Source organism: Sphaerisporangium sp. NPDC051011 (assembly GCF_040653595.1).
In the GTDB taxonomy this organism is placed as follows: domain Bacteria; phylum Actinomycetota; class Actinomycetes; order Streptosporangiales; family Streptosporangiaceae; genus Sphaerisporangium.
Genome location: NZ_JBFAGG010000001.1, coordinates 180,862 through 197,180, shown reverse-complemented (window position 1 = coordinate 197,180; position 16,319 = coordinate 180,862). Strand labels below are relative to the sequence as shown.

Below are 16,319 nucleotides of genomic sequence, written 5' to 3'. Positions count from 1 at the left end.
CTCGTCAGGAGACATCGCGGCACGCCCGGTAGAAGTCACGCCAGTCGCGCCGCTCACGGACCACCGTCTCCAGGTACTCATGCCAGACGACGCGGTCGGACACCGGATCCTGCACGACGGCGCCGACGATGCCCGCCGCGATGTCGCCCGCGCGCAGCACGCCGTCGCCGAAGTGGGCGGCCAGGGCGATGCCGCTGGTCACCACCGAGATCGCCTCGGCCGTGCTGAGGGTGCCGCTCGGGGACTTGACCGTCGTGCGGCCGTCGGAGGTCACCCCGGACCGCAGCTCGCGGAACACCGTGACGACCCGCCTGATCTCCTCCAGGCCGGTGGGCGTGGGAGGCAGTTCGAGGGAACGGCCGAGCTGGGCGACGCGGCGCGCCACGATGTCGACCTCCTCCTCGGCGCTGGCCGGGACCGGGAGGACGACGGTGTTGAAGCGGCGGCGCAGCGCGCTGGACAGCTCGTTCACCCCGCGGTCGCGGTCGTTCGCGGTGGCGATCACGTTGAAGCCCCGCGCGGCCTGGACCTCCTCATTCAGCTCAGGGATCGGCAGCGTCTTCTCCGACAGGACGGTGATGAGCGCGTCCTGCACGTCGGAGGGCATGCGCGTGAGCTCCTCGACCCGGGCGAGCCGCCCCTCGGCCATGGCGCGCATCACCGGGCTCGGCGTCAGCGCCTCGCGGGACGGGCCCTCGGCGAGCAGCCGGGCGTAGTTCCAGCCGTACCGGATGGCTTCCTCCGCCGTGCCCGCCGTGCCCTGGACGAGCAGCGTGGAGTCGCCGCTGATCGCCGCGGCCAGATGCTCCGACAGCCAGGTCTTGGCGGTGCCGGGCACGCCGAGCAGCAGCAGCGCGCGGTCGGTGGCGAGGGTGGCGACGGCCACCTCGACGATGCGGCGGGGGCCGATGTACTTGGGCGTGATCTGGTCGCCGTCGCCGAGCAGGTAGGTGGTCACGGCCCAGGGCGACAGCCGCCACCCGGGCGGCCGCGGCCGGTCGTCCGACTTGGCGAGGATCTCGAGCTCCTCGGCGTACTGGTCTTCCGCATGGGGGCGCAGAACGGTCATATCGATTTCAGCTCACTCTCAGGTGCTCGGCCCGATGCGCGGCACCGGCCGAGAAAGGACTGGAAAGGGAAGATAGGAGCGCCTGCACCGGCCACCGGCACGCCGCGGCGACGCCTCGAAGGGGGATCGACGGGAGCCGGAGGGCGGGGGAGGTGGTCATGGGCGGAGTTCCTCGTGCATGTCGAAGCGGAAGCGCAGCGTGGCGGCGACCTCCTGGACAGGCGGTTCGGCCGACAGCCGGGCGGTCATCTGATGCATCGCCGGGTCGACACGCTCGCCCGCGAGGCGGACCAGCTCCGCGAGGTTCCACGGCTGGCGCCCGGCGGTGTCGACGATCTTCTCCATCACCGCCCTGGCCAGCGCCGGCCCCCATGGCGCCGGCAGGCCGCCCAGCATCATGATCAACTGACCGTCGACCGGCTGCTCGCGGACGAGCTCGGCGGCCTTGTCCGCACGCTCGGCGGGAGGAAGGACGGCGAGCAGGTCGCTGAGCGGCTCGACGGCGAACAGGGCCCGCGCCCACGTCGGATCGTTCTGCAGGACGGCCGCGCGTTCCCAGCCGAGCCTGATCTCGCGCGCCCAGTCGCCGGTGTTGAGCGCGACGATCCGCTTGACGGAGAGCCCGAGGTGACCGGTCCAGAACGGGAGCGGCGTGTGCGCGACGACCTGCTGGAGCCACCAGCTCCGCTGCCCGGTGCCCGCCAGGGCACGGGAACGGATGCCGTCGCGCTCCATCGCGGCGTCACACGACTCCGGCGGCTCGACGTGAAGGCGGCCGCCCACCACGCGAAGGCAGCGCGCGGCGCGCTCGGACATCCTGCTCCCGAGCCGCGACTCCGGGAGCCGCGTCAGCAGGTCGGCGGCCTGACTTCTGACCTCGCGGCGCCGGTCGTCCAGCGCGTCCTCCAGGAACGGCTCGTCGGCCATCGACAACCCGTCCGCCAGGGCGTTGACAAAGGCCGCGCGGTCTTCCGGGGCCTCTTTGTCCCAGCCTCGGAGCAGCAGGGCCCTGGCCTTCGCGGGAGTGGTGGCCCGCAGGCCGCGGAAGAACGACAGCCGGTCCCCTCGGGTGCCGAACTCCCACAGCGGGTGGACCACCTCCGGCTCGGCCCCGCCGTCCTGGTCGCCGTCGTCCGGGGCGGCGGTGGCCACGGCGTCGCCGCCGCCACTGACGGTCGTGGGCGAGGGGACGGCCTCCGGCGGTGTCCCGGACTCCGGGCCGGTCTCGCGGACGTAGATCGTGGCCTCCTCCAGCAGGTAGCCCCAGGACTCGTTGAGCGAGGCCAGCCACCGGCCCCTGGCCCCCGCCAGGACGCCGAGGGACGGCCGCAGCGAACGGTCGCGCGTGCCGTGGTCCAGCACGCGGGGGATGAGCTTCGCCGGCAGGCGATACCCCCGCCCTGCCGCGGCTTCCAGCCACTCGGCGAGCAACCGGGGATGCTCGCCGTCGAGGATGCGCGCCACGCGCTCTCCCGCCGCCCGCGGCACGGGCGGCTGTTCTTCGACGCGCGCGGCGGGCAGCGGCTCGCCCCTATGGAGCCGCTGCCCCGCGCGCGCCCCGACTGTGTGCGCCGCGGCCTGGCCGAGCAGGTCGGGCCGCGGGCGCCGGTCGGTGCCGACCAGCGCGGCCGACACCAGCCGCTCCCACTCGTCGATCGTGGTCACCGGGACCCCTCTTTCTCATGACGCTCTACGCCGCGCCGGCCACGCGAGGACGCGTCGGCGCCGCGGACGAGCGGACGGGCAAGGTCGATGGACGGACCGGCGGCAGGGGGCGTCATAAGACGACCACCTGGCCGTGCTCGTCCCATGTGGTGAGGGGGCGGAGGCCGTCGGGGGTCCACTCGGCGGCGACCGTCACCGGATGGCCTCCCGACACGGCCAGGAGCCGCCAGGGGGGACCGGCCGAGGGATGCAGCGGCATGCCCTCCACCTGGTCGCCCGGCCCCTCGCCGGCGTCGGCGAGCAGCCACCGCTCGCCCCGGGCGGCGGGGACGACGTCGCCCAGCAGCACCGGCCAGGAGTCCGCCCACGGATCGCCGGCGAGCGCGGCGGCCACCTGGCCGAGCGCCCCGCGCACCCCCCAACCCGCCGGAACCCCGGACGGCGCCGCGCCGTGCCGCACGGCCACCAGCGCCCGCAGCGGGGACGCCCCCGGGTAGAACACCAGCTCGGCGTCGATCGTCGTGCCGGTGACCAGGGACGCGTCCATGGCCTGGCCCACCGGCGCGAACGTCAGCACCAGCGCGAAGCGGCCGTGGGAGCGCCCCTTCAGCCAGACCCGGCGCGACACGAGCCGATCCTGCTCCTCGTCACGCAGGCCGAGCACCTGCCACTCGTCCCGCACGGCGGGACCGGCGAGCACCTCCTCACGGGACGCCGGGAAGCCGACGCGGGACCTGATGGTGTCGCGCAGCGGGGCGGGCAGCTCCTCGGAGCGGCGGTAGCCGACGGCCAGGAGATTGATCAGGCCGTACTCGCCGAGCAGGCGGGCCGGCCAGTCGTCCTCGGTGAGCACCCGGGTGAGGCGCGAGACCGTCGCCGCCACCCCGGGCGCCTGGGCGTCCACCAGCCGTCGCGTCAGATCCTCCCACTGGGCCGGGGCGTTCTGCCGCGCCCCCGAAAGGCCCTGGCCGATCTGGTCGGCCAGCCAGCGCTCGAGCTCCGACAGCCCGGTGGTGACGCGCTCCTCACGCTGGGCCGCGCGGCGTTCCGCCGCGGCGGTGTCACCTGGGCTCGCCTCTTGGGCGCCGGCGGCCTCCGACCCGGCGGCCGATCGCTCGGGCGCCCTCGCGGCGACGGCCTTGGCGGCGCGGGCACGGCGCTGTTCCAGCCACTCGGAGACCCAGGCGGGCGGGGCCTCGTCGGCGGGCACGCCGTCGGCCGACCAGAGCAGCAGCAGGCCGAGCGCGTGTTTGCAGGGGAACTTCCTGCTGGGGCACGAGCAGCGGTAGGCGGGCTCGCCGAAGTCGACGCACGCGCGGTACGGCGACGCGCCACTGCCCTTGCACTCGCCCCACAGCGCACCCTGCCCGGCGCCCGTCGCCGACCATTTCGCCGGCGTGCTCACGCTCTGCGCGCCCTTCTGGGAAGAGGCGTCGGGGGCGAGCGCGAGCACTTGATCACGGCTCCAACGTTCGATCACGAGCGGCACACTAGCGGCGCCCTCTGACAAAATCGGGGCCGTTCGGGGGGCCGCCGCCGCGTCCGTTACAGATGGGAGAAAGTCCCAGCTCAGCGGGGTGAAATCGGCCGCAGTCCCGTGCCTGGCCAGATCCGGTCAGGCGCCTCACCCCGTGGCTCCCGTGACAAATGGGAGAAAATCGGGGCGCCTTCGGGGCTTCGGCGGCGGGCCCGGCCAGAGCATCGGCCGGACCATCGGATGGTCCGGCGGGGTGGTCGCGGACCGGTGGGCCGATCCTTGTGATGACCACGCGACGGCCGGTGTCGGCGTGGGGTGAGCGTTCGGAGGGCTTGGTGGCCTAGGACCAAAGGCGGAGGGGGCGGCTGATGTGGGAGATGGGGGTGGGGGCTTAGCTTGGGGACGTGTCTTCAGCGGTGACCGAATCCCCCGTCGGAGCGCCTCCTCCCGGTGTGCTCAGCCGCCCCTATCGGGCGATCAGCATCGGCATGGTCGCGCTGGTCCTTCTCCTGGCGTTCGAGTACCTGGCGGTGGCGACCGCCATGCCGGTGGTGGCCAAGGCACTCGACGGGTTATCCCTGTACGGGCTGGCCTTCAGCGGGTCGATGGCGGCCAGCGTGATCGCCACGGTGGCGGGCGGCCGGTGGAGCGACGCCCGGGGGCCGGTGGCGCCGCTGTGGGCCGGGGTCGGCGGGTTCACGCTGGGACTGCTGATCGCCGGCTTCGCCCCCACCATGAACATCTTGATCATCGGCAGGTTCGTCCAGGGCATCGGCGGCGGCCTGTTCTCGGTGGCCCTGTACGTCGTGGTCGCCCAGGTCTTTCCCCCGGCGATGCATCCGAGGGCGTTCTCCCTGCTCGCCGCGGCGTGGGTGCTTCCGTCCGTCGTGGGCCCGGCGATCACGGGGGCGTTGGTCGAGCACGCCGGCTGGCGGTGGGTCTTCCTCGGCATCCCGATCTTCGTCGCCCCGGCGGCGCTGCTGCTCTGGCGCGGCCTCGCGGGGCGGATCACCCCGCCGCCCAGGACGGACGCCGTTCCCTCCGCCGGGTTCGGGATGAGGCTGGTCTGGGGCGGCGTGGTCGCCGTGGGCGCGGCCCTGTTGCAGTACGGCAGCGGCCTCGGCGGGCGGGGGCTCGTCCTGCCGGCGGCCGGCCTGCTGATCCTGGCTTTCGCCCTTCCCCGGCTGCTGCCCCGCGGCACGCTGCGCGCCGGGCGGGGCTTTCCCGCCGTGGTCCTGCTGCGCGGCCTGGCCGCGGGCGCGTCGTTCGCGGCGGACGTGTTCGTCCCGCTCATGCTGACCGGCGAGCGCGGGCTGAGCCCGACGCAGGCCGGGCTCTTCCTCACCGGGTCGGCGCTGAGCTGGTCGCTGGCCTCGTGGATCCAGGGACGCGGGCGCTACGACCGCACGAGGCTGCTGCGCCTCGGCACCGCGCTGCTCGCCTCCGGCATAGCGGGCACGTCCTTGCTGGTCTTCGACGTGGTGCCGCTGGCCGTGGGCCTCGGGGCGTGGCTGGTCGCCGGGTTCGGCATCGGCCTGGTCTACCCGACGTTGTCCGTGCTGACTCTGGAGCTGTCCGAGCCGGGTGAGGAAGGTGTGAACAGTTCGTCGCTGCAGATCGGCGAGTCCGTCTTCTCTGTGGTGGTCATCGCGGTCACCGGCGCGGTGTTCGCCGGTCTGGACACCGCCTGGTGGGTCTACCTGGTCTGTTTCGGCGTGATCGCGGGCCAGGCGGCCCTCGCCACGGTGACCGCCGGGCGCGTCCGGCGGTGACCTGAGGACCGACGGGCCCAGGCCCTCACCGGTCGTGACCTCTGCCCGCGTTTGGACTGGATCCGCACAGCGGGCACCATGGAAGGGCAGGTGTCCGACTAGGGGGTTCCATGCCACGCGTCCGCGAGCTCGAGGTCTTCCGGCTCGTCCTGCCCTATGGCAGGCGCCCGGAGAGCATCCTGGTGAAGCTCACGGACTACGGGGGGATGACCGGTTGGGGCGAGGTCGTGCAGGGCCCCGACCGCCCGCGGGCCGTCCACGCGGAGGCCGCCGACGACGAGCGGGACCCGGACGACCGCGAGACCGGCGAGGGCCGGAGCGACCGCGACCAGGTGCTGGCCAAGACCTGGGCCACGCTGGAGGAGTCCCTCGGGCCCGCGCTGCTCGGCGTCGACTGGGAGCACCCCAACGATCTGGCCGCGGTCCCGGCGAGCCCCGCCGTGGACCTCGCCTGCTGGGATCTGTGGGCCCGCATGCGCGGCGTGCCGCTGGCCCACGCGATCGGCGGCACCCGCACGTCGGTGGTGGCCACCGTGCGCCTGCCCGCGGAGCGATCCCTGGAGGCGATGGTCGCGCGGGTCAACCGCCACGTGGGCGCCGGATACGCCCACGTCACCCTGGACGTGCATCCGGGCTGGGACGTCGAGCCGGTGCGGGCGGTGCGCCAGGCGTACCCGGCGCTGGCGCTGGCGGTGGACGCCCTGGGCGGGTACACCGACGTCACGGCGCTGGAGGCCCTGGACGCCTACGACGTGACGGCGATCGAGCGGCCTTTCGGCGGGGTCGACGGCCCTCCAGACCTCGCCATGCACGCCGAGCTGCAGGGCAGGGTGTCGTCCGCGGTCGCCGTCGAGGTCCACTCGGTTTCCGCCCTGGAAAAGGCCATCGCGGCGCGCGCGGCGAGCGCCCTGCTGCTGCGCCCGGCGCGGTTCGGGTCGCTGTGGGCCGCGCGGGTCGCCCACGACCGCGCCGCGGCGGCGGGGTGGGATATCACCGCGGCCGGCGGCGCGGGCACCGGCCTGGCCCGCGCGGCTACCGTCGCCGTCGCGAGCCTGCCCGGCTGCACGCTGCCCAGCAACGTGACCGAGCCGCCGCGCAGCGCCCAGATCGTGGCGCCGCCGGTCGGGGCGTCCGGCGGCGTGGTGGCCGTCCCGCTGACCCAGCCGGGCCTCGGGCACCTCGTCGACGAGGACCGCGTCCGGCGGCTCGCCCGCGACTCCTTCCGCTTGTGACGCTTGTGAGCCGCTTTTGAGGCGGGGCGTGCGCCCGGGCGCGGGGCGGCCCGGGAACGGCCATCGGATCGGAGGCCCAGCCGATCGACTGGTCGTGCCGGAAGGCCGTTATCGAACCATGACCGCCATGGGGAGGTGGCTCAGGCGGCGCAGATGCCCTCGTCCCGCTCGGGCGTGGCGGACGGCCTGGGTGTGCCGCGCTCCGGCGAGGCCGACGCGTCCGGCTCCGAGCCCGTGGCCCGCGGCGTCGGCGACAGAGTGCCCGTGACCCCCGGCGACGGCGAGGGAGACGACGTGCCCGTGACGCCCGGGGTGGCCGCGGCCTCGGGCGACGGCGAGCCGGAAGGCGTCGCCCGCCGCACCGAGTCACGCACGGCCTTGGTGGTCAGCTTGCGGATCAGCATCCAGTCCGGGTTCCCGGTGTGGATCAGCGGGGGGACGAACTGCACCCCCGCGACGCGGGCGTCCCTGACCTTGAGGGCGAGCGGCACCAGATGCGAGAGCATCTGCCGCGGGATGTCCGTGCGGAACATCCCCTTGGTCGCCCGGGCGAGCTGGTTGAAGCGCAGCAGCACCGTCGCCGGGTCGGCCTGGTGCAGCAGCGCGTCCAGCACGCAGCGCTGGCGTCCCATGCGCGTGTAGTCGTCGCTGTAGGTGCGCGAGCGGGCGAACCACATCGCGTCCGCGCCGCGCAGCCGCCGGGTGCCCGCCTTGATCAGGCCCTCGTTGTACTTGCCGAACACCACGTCGGTGGGGACGGTGAGCTTGAGCCCGCCGAGGGCGTCGATGATCCTGGCGAGCCCCCACATGTTCACCATCGCGTACCAGTCGATCTTCAGGCCCAGGGTGTACCCGATGGTGTCCTTCAGCGTCTCGGGGCCCATGCCGGTGCGTCCCCCGAACAGCTCGGGGTGGGTCTCGGCGTACTCCCAGACGGAGAAGAGCAGGTCCTCGCGGGAGCCGTCCGGGTTGGCGGGGAGGCGGAAGCCGTCGGGGAAGCGGCGGTGCATCGGGCCGCCCGGGCGGAAACGGACGTTCTCGAGGTTGCGGGGGAGGCTGAGCAGCACGGTGGCGCCCGTGCGCACGTCCACGCTGGCCACGTTGATGCTGTCGGTGCGGATGCCCACGCGGTCCGGCTGCCAGTCGCCCCCGATGAGCAGGACGTTGGCCCGCGTCCGTCCCTCCCAGGGATCCACCTCGGCCGGCGCAGGGGAGGCGGACCCGCTCGGGGCCGCGGCGACGGGCATGGGGGCGTCGAAGACGGTGTTGAGCGTGTCCTCCGAGACCAGGGCGTACTGCGCCACCACGACGAAGGGCAGGGACACCGCGACGGCGAGCGTCCCCGCGAGGACGCCGGAGACGACCTGGCCGGTCTGGGACAGCAGGGACGGCCGGAGCACGACGTACGAGCGGACGAGCATCGCGAACCACCCGAGCGCGGCCAGCGCGGCGCCCACGATGACGCCGCGCAGCCACGCGGGGTCGACCAGAAGCGTGGCGAGGCCGGCCCCCGCCGTCAGCATCGTCACGCCGAGGGCCACCACGACGAGGAGGTACGAGCCGAGGAGGATCAGGCCGGTGCGGTGGCGCCCGGCGCGCAGGTGCGCCGAACCGGGCAGCAGAGCCGACAGGGCCGTCCAGGCGATCACCTCGGCGGTTCTGGGCCGCTTGCTAGTGCCAGGCAATGATCCCCGCTCCCCCCAAGTCAGGGGGGCACAGTATCTAGATCACCCGTCCGGAACGTTAACACGTCGCGAACAAATCACGATTTATCCGGACATCGGCTGGTCGGACGGCCGACGCGAACCCACGCCGGCCGCCCGCGACGAAGCCCCGCCGGGACGAAGGGCCACCGGAATGAATCGCTACCCGGACGAAGCCCCACCGGGGACGAAGCGCTACCAGGGAATGCCGAACAGCCCGTAGTACGCCGCCGTCACCAGCAGCAGCGCGTTGCCGCCCAGCACCGCCGCCATCGTGTACCGCTGCCAGCGCCCCGGCCGCCACCCCTCTCGGAACGCCGTCACGACCGCCGCCACGGCGGCGACCTCCTGCACGAGCATGAACAGCGCCAGCACCCGGACGACCAGCCACCCGGACAGGACCGCAGGCCACGCCCCCGCCTGGTTCACCGAGAACAGCACGATCAACGTGATGAAGGCCATCACCGAGGCCAGCAGGCCCACGCCCGTCCACGCGATGCGGCGCAGGCGGCGGCGGACGGCCGGCCACAGATCGACCCCAGAAGAGGACAGCGGACCCCGGCCGCGCAGCCGCACGACCATCTCGGTGACCGGGGCCGCGACGTAGCCGACCGCCGTGAGCGTCAGCGCCAGGCCCAGGATGGCGCTGTGCGCGTACCAGGGCGCCTGGGGGATGTCGCTCGCCTCGTACCGTTGCACGGGCGTCGCCCCCGCGATCTGCGCGCCCGGCTGCGGGCGGGCCGTCGCGGGCAGCCCCAGCACCCAGTTCGCCAGCGTTTCCAGGTAACCCCGCGTGTACGGGCCGCCGTTGACGCGCATCGCGTGGTCGGCCCCGCCGAGGAAGCGGATCGTGTAGTCGGGGTTGTGCCCCGCGTCCAGCGCCGAGGTCAGGGTGTTCATGCTCTCGACGAACGGGATCGAGGGGTCCGTCGTGCCGTACAGGGCGAGGACCGGCTGGCGCATGCGCCGCAGCTCGGGGACGCTGTCGTAGCGCAGGAAGTCGAACCCGACCCCGCCCATCGCCTTGGTCAGCAGCTCGCGGACGCCGAGCGGCGCGTGCAGCCGTTCCAGTTGCTCGTTGAGCGCCCAGGCGACCTGGCGCACGGGCGACACGTTGGGGGAGGACACCAGGACGCTGAAACCGACGTCGGCGCTGGCGGCGGCGGCGATGGGGATCACCCAGCTCCCCTCGCTGACGCCCCACAGACCCGTGCGCAGCGGGTCGACGTCGGCACGCTGGCGCAGCACGCGGATCATGCGCAGGGCGTCGTCGGCGAGGAGGCCGAAGTCGCGGTGGCGGAAGTCGTACCCGATGCTGCGCTTGTCGTAGGTGAGCGTCACCACCCCGGCCTTGGCCAGCCACGTGGACTGCGTCGTGAAGTCGCCGCGGGCGCCGGAGCCCGAGCCCTGCACGAACACCATCGCGGGGTGGCGGCCCGGCGTGCGCGGCGCGCGGATCGTCGCGGTCAGCGCGGTGCCCTCGACGGGCACGGAGATGTCCTGGCTGGTGATGGCGCCGTCGTGCGCGACAGGGCGGTATTCCGCCGCGGGCTGGGCCGGGAGGGATCGAAGGCTCTCGGACAGCCGGGGCGGGTCGAACGCGGGCGGGGACAGCAGATAGCCCACTGACCCGAGCATCGCGAGCACCACCGCCGTCGCGACGCTCAACCGGCTACGGTCGGTCACGCCACCTCCTACTCCTGCGACCTCCTCGCCGTATCCCGTCCCCATGTGTTTCGCCCACGCGACGGGATCCGGATCGAACGTTCACTGAGCACAACAGGATTACATCCCCACACACGACCTCAGATCATCAGGTTAAGTCACGGGGCATGAACGATGGTGCGGCCGGTACCGCAATTGTCGGTGGGACCTGTTAGCTTCCTGCGACATGCGTGTGCTGCACACCTCCGACTGGCACCTCGGGCGGGCATTCCACCGCGAAAGCCTCATCGGTGCCCAGGCGGCCTTTGTTGACCACCTGATCGAGACGGTCCGCTCCGAGCGCGTCGACGTCGTCGCCGTGGCCGGTGACGTCTACGACCGGGCGCTGCCCTCCGTGGACGCGGTCGCGCTGTGCAACGACGCCCTGGGCCGGCTCAAGGACGAGGGCGTCCGCACCATCCTGATCAGCGGCAACCACGACTCCGCGCGCAGGCTCGGCTTCGGCGCCGACCTGATCGACGCCTCGGGCGTGCACCTGCGCACCGACCCCGCGCGGGTGGGCGAGCCGGTCGTCGTCGGAGACGTCGCCTTCTACGGCATCCCCTACCTGGAGCCCGAGGTCGTACGCACGCCCTGGGAGCTCGCCGAGCGCAGTCACACCGCCGCGCTCCAGCACGCGATGGGCCTGATCCGCGCCGACCTCTCCCGTCGCGGCACGCGCGCGGTCGTGCTGGCCCACGCGTTCGTCACCGGCGGAGAGAGCAGCGACAGCGAGCGCGACATCAGCGTGGGCGGCGTCTCCCACGTGCCGGTCTCCGCCTTCGACGGCGTCGACTACGTCGCGCTCGGCCACCTGCACGGCCGGCAGCGCATGAGCGAGTCCGTCCGCTACTCCGGCTCGCCGATCGCCTACTCCTTCTCGGAGGAGCGGCAGCTCAAGGGGTCCTGGCTGGTCGACATCGGCGCGCAGGGGTTCGCCTCGGCCGAGTTCGTCCCCGCCCCCGTGCCGCGCCCGATCGCCAAGATCGCGGGCCGTCTGGACGCCCTGCTGACCTCGGACGCCTGGGCCCGTCACGAAGACCACTGGCTGCACGTCACGCTCACCGACCCCCAGCGTCCCAAGGCCGCCATGGAGCGGCTGCGGCAGCGCTTCCCCCACACGCTCGCCCTGGCCTTCGAGCCGGAGGGCGGCCCCGAGGCCGTGCCCGAGACGCCCCGCTTCGAAGGCCGTCCCGAGATCGACGTCGCCCTCGACTTCGTGCGCGCCGTGCGCGGCGAGCCCGCGGACGCCGACGAGGAACGCCTCCTCCAGACGGCCGTCGAGGCGTGTCGGCTGAAAGAGGCCTTGGTCTGAATGCGTTCGTGCCAGGCTGGAGCGCGTGATGTCGTCATGCCCTCGATTACCCCCGTGCCGGGAGGCTCCCTGAGATGAGGCTGCACCGGCTGCGGCTCACCGCCTTCGGGTCCTTCCCCGGCAGCGAGGAGGTCGACTTCGACGCGCTCGGGGAAGCGGGCCTGTTCCTCGTCCACGGCCCCACGGGCGCGGGCAAGACCACCGTGCTCGACGCCGTCTGCTACGCGCTCTACGGGCAGGTGCCCGGCCTGCGCAACAACGCCCGGCGCCTGCGCTGCGACCACGCTCCCGCCGACCGCGGGCCGAAGGTCACGCTCGAGGTCACCCTGCGCGGCCGCCGCCTGCGGGTCACGCGCTCCCCGGTCTGGGAACGGCCCAAGCTGCGGGGCGAGGGGGTCATCGAAGAGAAGGCCAAGGTCCTGGTCGAGGAACTGCCCGCCTCGGGCGAGCCCTCGTTCCTGACCAACCGCGCCGACGAGGCGGGCGATCTCATCGGCGGGCTGCTCGGCATGAACGCCGACCAGTTCTGCCAGGTCGCGATGCTGCCCCAGGGCGACTTCGCCCGTTTCCTGCGCGCCGACGGTGAGGAACGGCGCAAGCTCCTGGAGAAGCTCTTCTCCGTCAAGATCTACAGCGAGGTCGAGCACTGGCTCGCCGACCACCGCACCGCCACCTGGCAGGAGCGCCAGGAACTCCGCGCGCGCGTCGACTCCGTCATCGACCAGATGCGCGGCGCGGCCGGCCCCGCGCTGCTGGCGGCGCCGTCCGGTGACGACTCGCGGTCCGGGCCGGACGGAGGTATTGGGCCGTCCGGGAGGGACGCAGGTGTCGCCCGGTCCCGGCGGGACGAACCCCACGTCCGATCCGGCCAGGGCGAGCTGGACGTGCTCCCCGACCTCGGCGCCCCGGAGCCCGGTGGAGGCATCCGCGTGGATCACGACCCGCGGGAGGAGCCGCTGGAGTGGGCGCGCGATCTGCTCGCGGCGGCCGAGCGGGCCTGGGCCGCGTACGCGGGCGAGCGCGCGACCGGTGAAGACGTCCTGAAGTCGGCCAGGGCCGAACTGGAGGCCGGTCGCGAGCTGGACCGGCGCCGCCGCGCCCACGCCGACGCCCAGGCCAGGCGCGACGAGCTCGACCGCGCGGCCGAGGAACGCTCCGACCTGGAGACGATCCTCGCCGAGGCCGCCCGCGCCGACAGGGTCGCACCCCTGCTCCAGCAGGCAGAGCAACGCGGCGAGGCCGCGGCCAAGGCCCGCCGCCTCGCCGCCGACGCCACCGCCCGCGCGCTGCCCCTGCTCCCCGAAATGGAGCGGGCACGCTTCGAGAGGCTGTCCGCGTGGCCGGATCCAGAGCGGCTGGCCGAACTGGAGCGCGTGCGCAGGGACGAGATCGCCCGGCTCGACCAGCTCGTGCCCGAAGAGTCGCGCCTGGCGCGGTTGCACGACGAGCTGGCCGGGGCCGGCCGCCGCCTGCGGGAGCTGGCGCGCGAGGAGGCCGAGACGAACGGGCGGCTCGCCGTCCTCCCGGAGCTTCGCAGACAGACGGGCGAGCGTCTGGCGCTGGCGCGCCTCGCGATCTCCGGCCTTCCGACGGCACGCGCCGCCGTGTCGGCCGCCACCCGCCACCTCGAGGCCGTACGCCGCCGCGAAGCGCTGGCCGGCGACGTCGCCGCCGCCTGCGGCGAGCTTCTCGCCGTCCTCGGCCACCTGCCCGCCACCCTGACCGGCGGCCCGCTCGCCGACGACATCGCCGCGCTCGCGAACGACCTGTCCGCCCTGCTGGGACGGACCGCGTCCGCGGGGCTTGGCCGGTCCGGGGTCGCCGGGTCGGTGCGGGTCGCGTCCGCCGAGGTGAAGAAGGTCGTGCGTGCGGTGCGCGAGCGGCTCGTCACGCTGGAACGGGACCACCGGGACGAGCTGGCGGGCCTGGAGCACCGCCGCGCCGACGAGGCCCGGTTCGCCGAGGTGCGCGCCGAGCTGGCGGAGGCGGGCGAGCGGCTGGCCGCGCTGGCCGAGCAGGAAGCGGCCCTGACCGCCGCCCAGGCGGAGCTGCCCGCGCGCCTCGCCGAGATCGACGACCGCCTCGCGGCCGCACACGAGCGCGCCGCGCGGATCCCCGCCGCCGAGAACGCCTTCAACGCCGCCTGCGCCCGGCTGGAGCACGTCGAGCGCCGCGACGCGGTGGCGGCCGAGCTGGAGGCCGCCGAGGCCGAGCGGCGCGCGGCCACCGACGAGGCCCAGGACCTGCGCGACCGCCTCCAGTCCATCCGGCAGGCCCGCATCGAGGGCATGGCCGCCGAGCTGGCACAGGGGCTGGTGCCCGGGGAGCCGTGCGCGGTCTGCGGGTCGACCGACCACCCCGAGCCCGCCCTCGCGGCCGAGGCCATGCCCACGGTCGACGACGAGCTGGAGGCCGAGGCGCTGGCCGACGCCGCCCAGGACGCCCGCCAGGCCGCCGAGGGCCGGGCGGCGGTGCTGTCGTCCCAGCTCGACGAGGCCGAGGCGCGCGCCGAGGGGTACTCGGCGAGCGAGGCACTCGCCGAGCGCGAGGGGGCCGAGGGCGAGCTGGCCGCGCTCGCCGTGGCGGCCGAGGAGGTCGATGAGCTCGCCGAACGGGCCCGGGAGGTCCGCGACTCGCTCGAGGCCGCGCGGGTCGAGGCGAGTGATCTCGGCCTGCTGGCGGCCGGGCATCGCACTCACCGCGCCGCGCTCCAGGCGGAGCTCGACCGCCTCACGGTCGTTCTCGACGCGGCCCGGGGAGACGACGCGTCGGTGGCCGCCCGTCGTGACCGCGTCGGTGAGGAGGCGCGGCTGCTCGGCCTCGCCATCGAGGCGGCGGCCCGTCTCGGCGAGGTCGCGACCGCCCACGAGGAGGCCGGCGCCGCCGTGCGCCGCGACGTCCCGGAGGTCCTCCGCCTGCTCGACGCCGCGGAGACCGCAGCCCGCCAGGCCAGGGCCCCGTCAGGCGTCACGCCGGACCCGGACGTCGAATCCGGCGGGTCCGGGACCGGCGATCCCCAGGCCGGGAACCGCGTCGGTGTGCCCGAAATCGGCGCCCCCGAGGCCGGCGCGGGCATGGTCGGCGGGGACGAGGACGGGTGGTCGACGTCGGCGGGGGCCGAGGGCATCGCCGGGCGGGCGCAGGAGGCGCTCGGGGTGTTGCGGGAGGTCGGTGACGGGGAGGCCGGGCTGGCCGAGGCGGTGACGCGTATCGACGCCGAGCTGGCCGAGCTGAACGAGCGGCTCGCCCGCGCGGGTGTGGAGCTCGCCGCCGAGGCGGTCAAGCAGGAAGGGCTCACGGCCGAGTCCGAACGCCTGGCCGCACGGCTCGGCGACGCCCGGGGCGAGGACGCCACGCTGGCCGCGCGCCTGGACCGGCTCGCCGACGAGGCCGAACTGCTGCGGGACGCCGCCGAGGTCGGACGCCACGCCCGTTCGGCCGACGCCGAGCGCGACGCCGCCGTCACCAGAGCCAAGAGCGCGGCGGCCGAGGCCGGGTTCGCGGGGGTCGAGGACGCCCGCGCGGCGACGCGCACGACGGCGGCCCGGCAGGGCATGACCGAGCGGCTGCGCGCGCTGGACGCCGAGCACGCCGCGGTGGCCAAGCTCCTGGCCGACCCCGAGCTCGCGGAGGCCGCCGCGCGGCCCGCGCCCGACCTGCCCGCGCTCGCCGAGGCGTTCGAGCGCGCTGAGCGCGAGCACGGCGAGCGCGCCTCGGCCTGCGACCAGGCCGCCGCTCGCCGCGACCAGCTCGCCGCGCTGACCGGCGCCCTGGAGGGCACGATGGCGTCCTGGCGCCCGGCCGAGGAGCGCCACAAGCTCGCCAAGGGGCTCGCCGAACTGGCCATCGGCACGTCCTCCGACAACGTCCCGCACATGCGCCTGTCGTCGTACGTTCTGGGGGAGCGGTTGCGGCAGGTCGTGGCGGCGGCCAACACTCGTCTCGACCACATGTCCGGCGGCCGTTACGTCCTGCTGTACGACCCGCGCAAGGCGGCGGGCGACCGCAAGCGGGCCGGAGGCGGCCTCGGCCTGCGGGTCCTGGACGGGTGGACGGGCGTCGACCGCGATCCGGCCACGTTGTCCGGCGGCGAGGCATTCATGACGTCCCTGGCGCTGGCACTGGCGCTCGCCGACGTGGTGACCGCCGAGGCCGGCGGTGTCGAGCTGGGCACGCTGTTCATCGACGAAGGGTTCGGCACGCTCGACGACGAGACCCTCGACGGCGTCCTCGACATCCTGGACGAGCTGCGGGACGGCGGAAGGGCCGTCGGCATCGTCAGCCATGTCGGGGAGCTCCGCGCGCGCGTCCCGGCACAGTTGCGGGTCGTCAAGAACCGCTTCGGCTCCCGTCTTTCCATGGCCGTTCCCGGATAGACCGCC

The 16,319-nt window shown here is 74.2% G+C and carries 9 protein-coding genes; 4 read left to right on the top strand and 5 right to left on the bottom strand.

Features of this window, described 5'->3' with window-relative positions:
• Positions 1–4: 4 nt before the first annotated feature.
• The 3 genes from AB0H21_RS00885 to AB0H21_RS00875 all read right to left on the bottom strand — a co-directional run bounded on the left by AB0H21_RS00885 (position 5) and on the right by AB0H21_RS00875 (position 4,214).
• Positions 5–1,069: an AAA family ATPase gene (locus AB0H21_RS00885; RefSeq protein WP_358509570.1), complete on the bottom strand. Its 1,065-nt coding sequence runs from the start codon at positions 1,067–1,069 to the stop codon at positions 5–7.
• Positions 1,070–1,225: 156 nt separating this feature from the next.
• A complete protein-coding gene (locus AB0H21_RS00880) occupies positions 1,226–2,734 on the bottom strand; it encodes a DUF5691 domain-containing protein (RefSeq protein WP_358509567.1) in 1,509 nt (502 codons plus the stop codon).
• 112 nt (positions 2,735–2,846) lie between these two features.
• The gene (locus tag AB0H21_RS00875; RefSeq protein ID WP_358509564.1) at positions 2,847–4,214 is read right to left on the bottom strand and encodes an SWIM zinc finger family protein; all 1,368 of its coding nucleotides are present in this window, start codon (positions 4,212–4,214) and stop codon (positions 2,847–2,849) included.
• A gap of 401 nt (positions 4,215–4,615) precedes the next feature.
• On the opposite strand from AB0H21_RS00875, the gene AB0H21_RS00870 reads away from it, so the two are divergent.
• Both AB0H21_RS00870 and AB0H21_RS00865 read left to right on the top strand, forming a co-directional pair.
• Entirely contained in the window at positions 4,616–5,983 is a 1,368-nt protein-coding gene (locus tag AB0H21_RS00870) for an MFS transporter (protein WP_358509562.1), read from the top strand.
• A 110-nt stretch (positions 5,984–6,093) separates the two neighbouring features.
• A complete protein-coding gene (locus AB0H21_RS00865) occupies positions 6,094–7,215 on the top strand; it encodes an enolase C-terminal domain-like protein (protein WP_358509559.1) in 1,122 nt (373 codons plus the stop codon).
• Positions 7,216–7,355: 140 nt separating this feature from the next.
• Here AB0H21_RS00865 and AB0H21_RS00860 read toward each other — a convergent pair whose 3' ends face one another.
• Both AB0H21_RS00860 and AB0H21_RS00855 read right to left on the bottom strand, forming a co-directional pair.
• Positions 7,356–8,900, bottom strand: coding sequence for an LCP family protein (locus AB0H21_RS00860; protein WP_358509557.1), 1,545 nt, complete (start codon positions 8,898–8,900; stop codon positions 7,356–7,358).
• A gap of 213 nt (positions 8,901–9,113) precedes the next feature.
• Positions 9,114–10,604 (bottom strand): prolyl oligopeptidase family serine peptidase, encoded by a 1,491-nt coding sequence (locus AB0H21_RS00855; RefSeq protein WP_358509554.1) that lies wholly within the window; start codon positions 10,602–10,604, stop codon positions 9,114–9,116.
• Positions 10,605–10,809: 205 nt separating this feature from the next.
• Between AB0H21_RS00855 and AB0H21_RS00850 the strand changes: the two genes are divergently transcribed.
• Together AB0H21_RS00850 and AB0H21_RS00845 are read left to right on the top strand one after the other, a co-directional pair.
• Positions 10,810–11,937 (top strand): exonuclease SbcCD subunit D, encoded by a 1,128-nt coding sequence (locus AB0H21_RS00850; RefSeq protein ID WP_358509551.1) that lies wholly within the window; start codon positions 10,810–10,812, stop codon positions 11,935–11,937.
• A gap of 74 nt (positions 11,938–12,011) precedes the next feature.
• Positions 12,012–16,313, top strand: a complete 4,302-nt coding sequence (locus AB0H21_RS00845) for an AAA family ATPase (protein WP_358509548.1) — start codon at positions 12,012–12,014, stop codon at positions 16,311–16,313.
• The last annotated feature ends 6 nt before the right edge of the window (positions 16,314–16,319 follow it).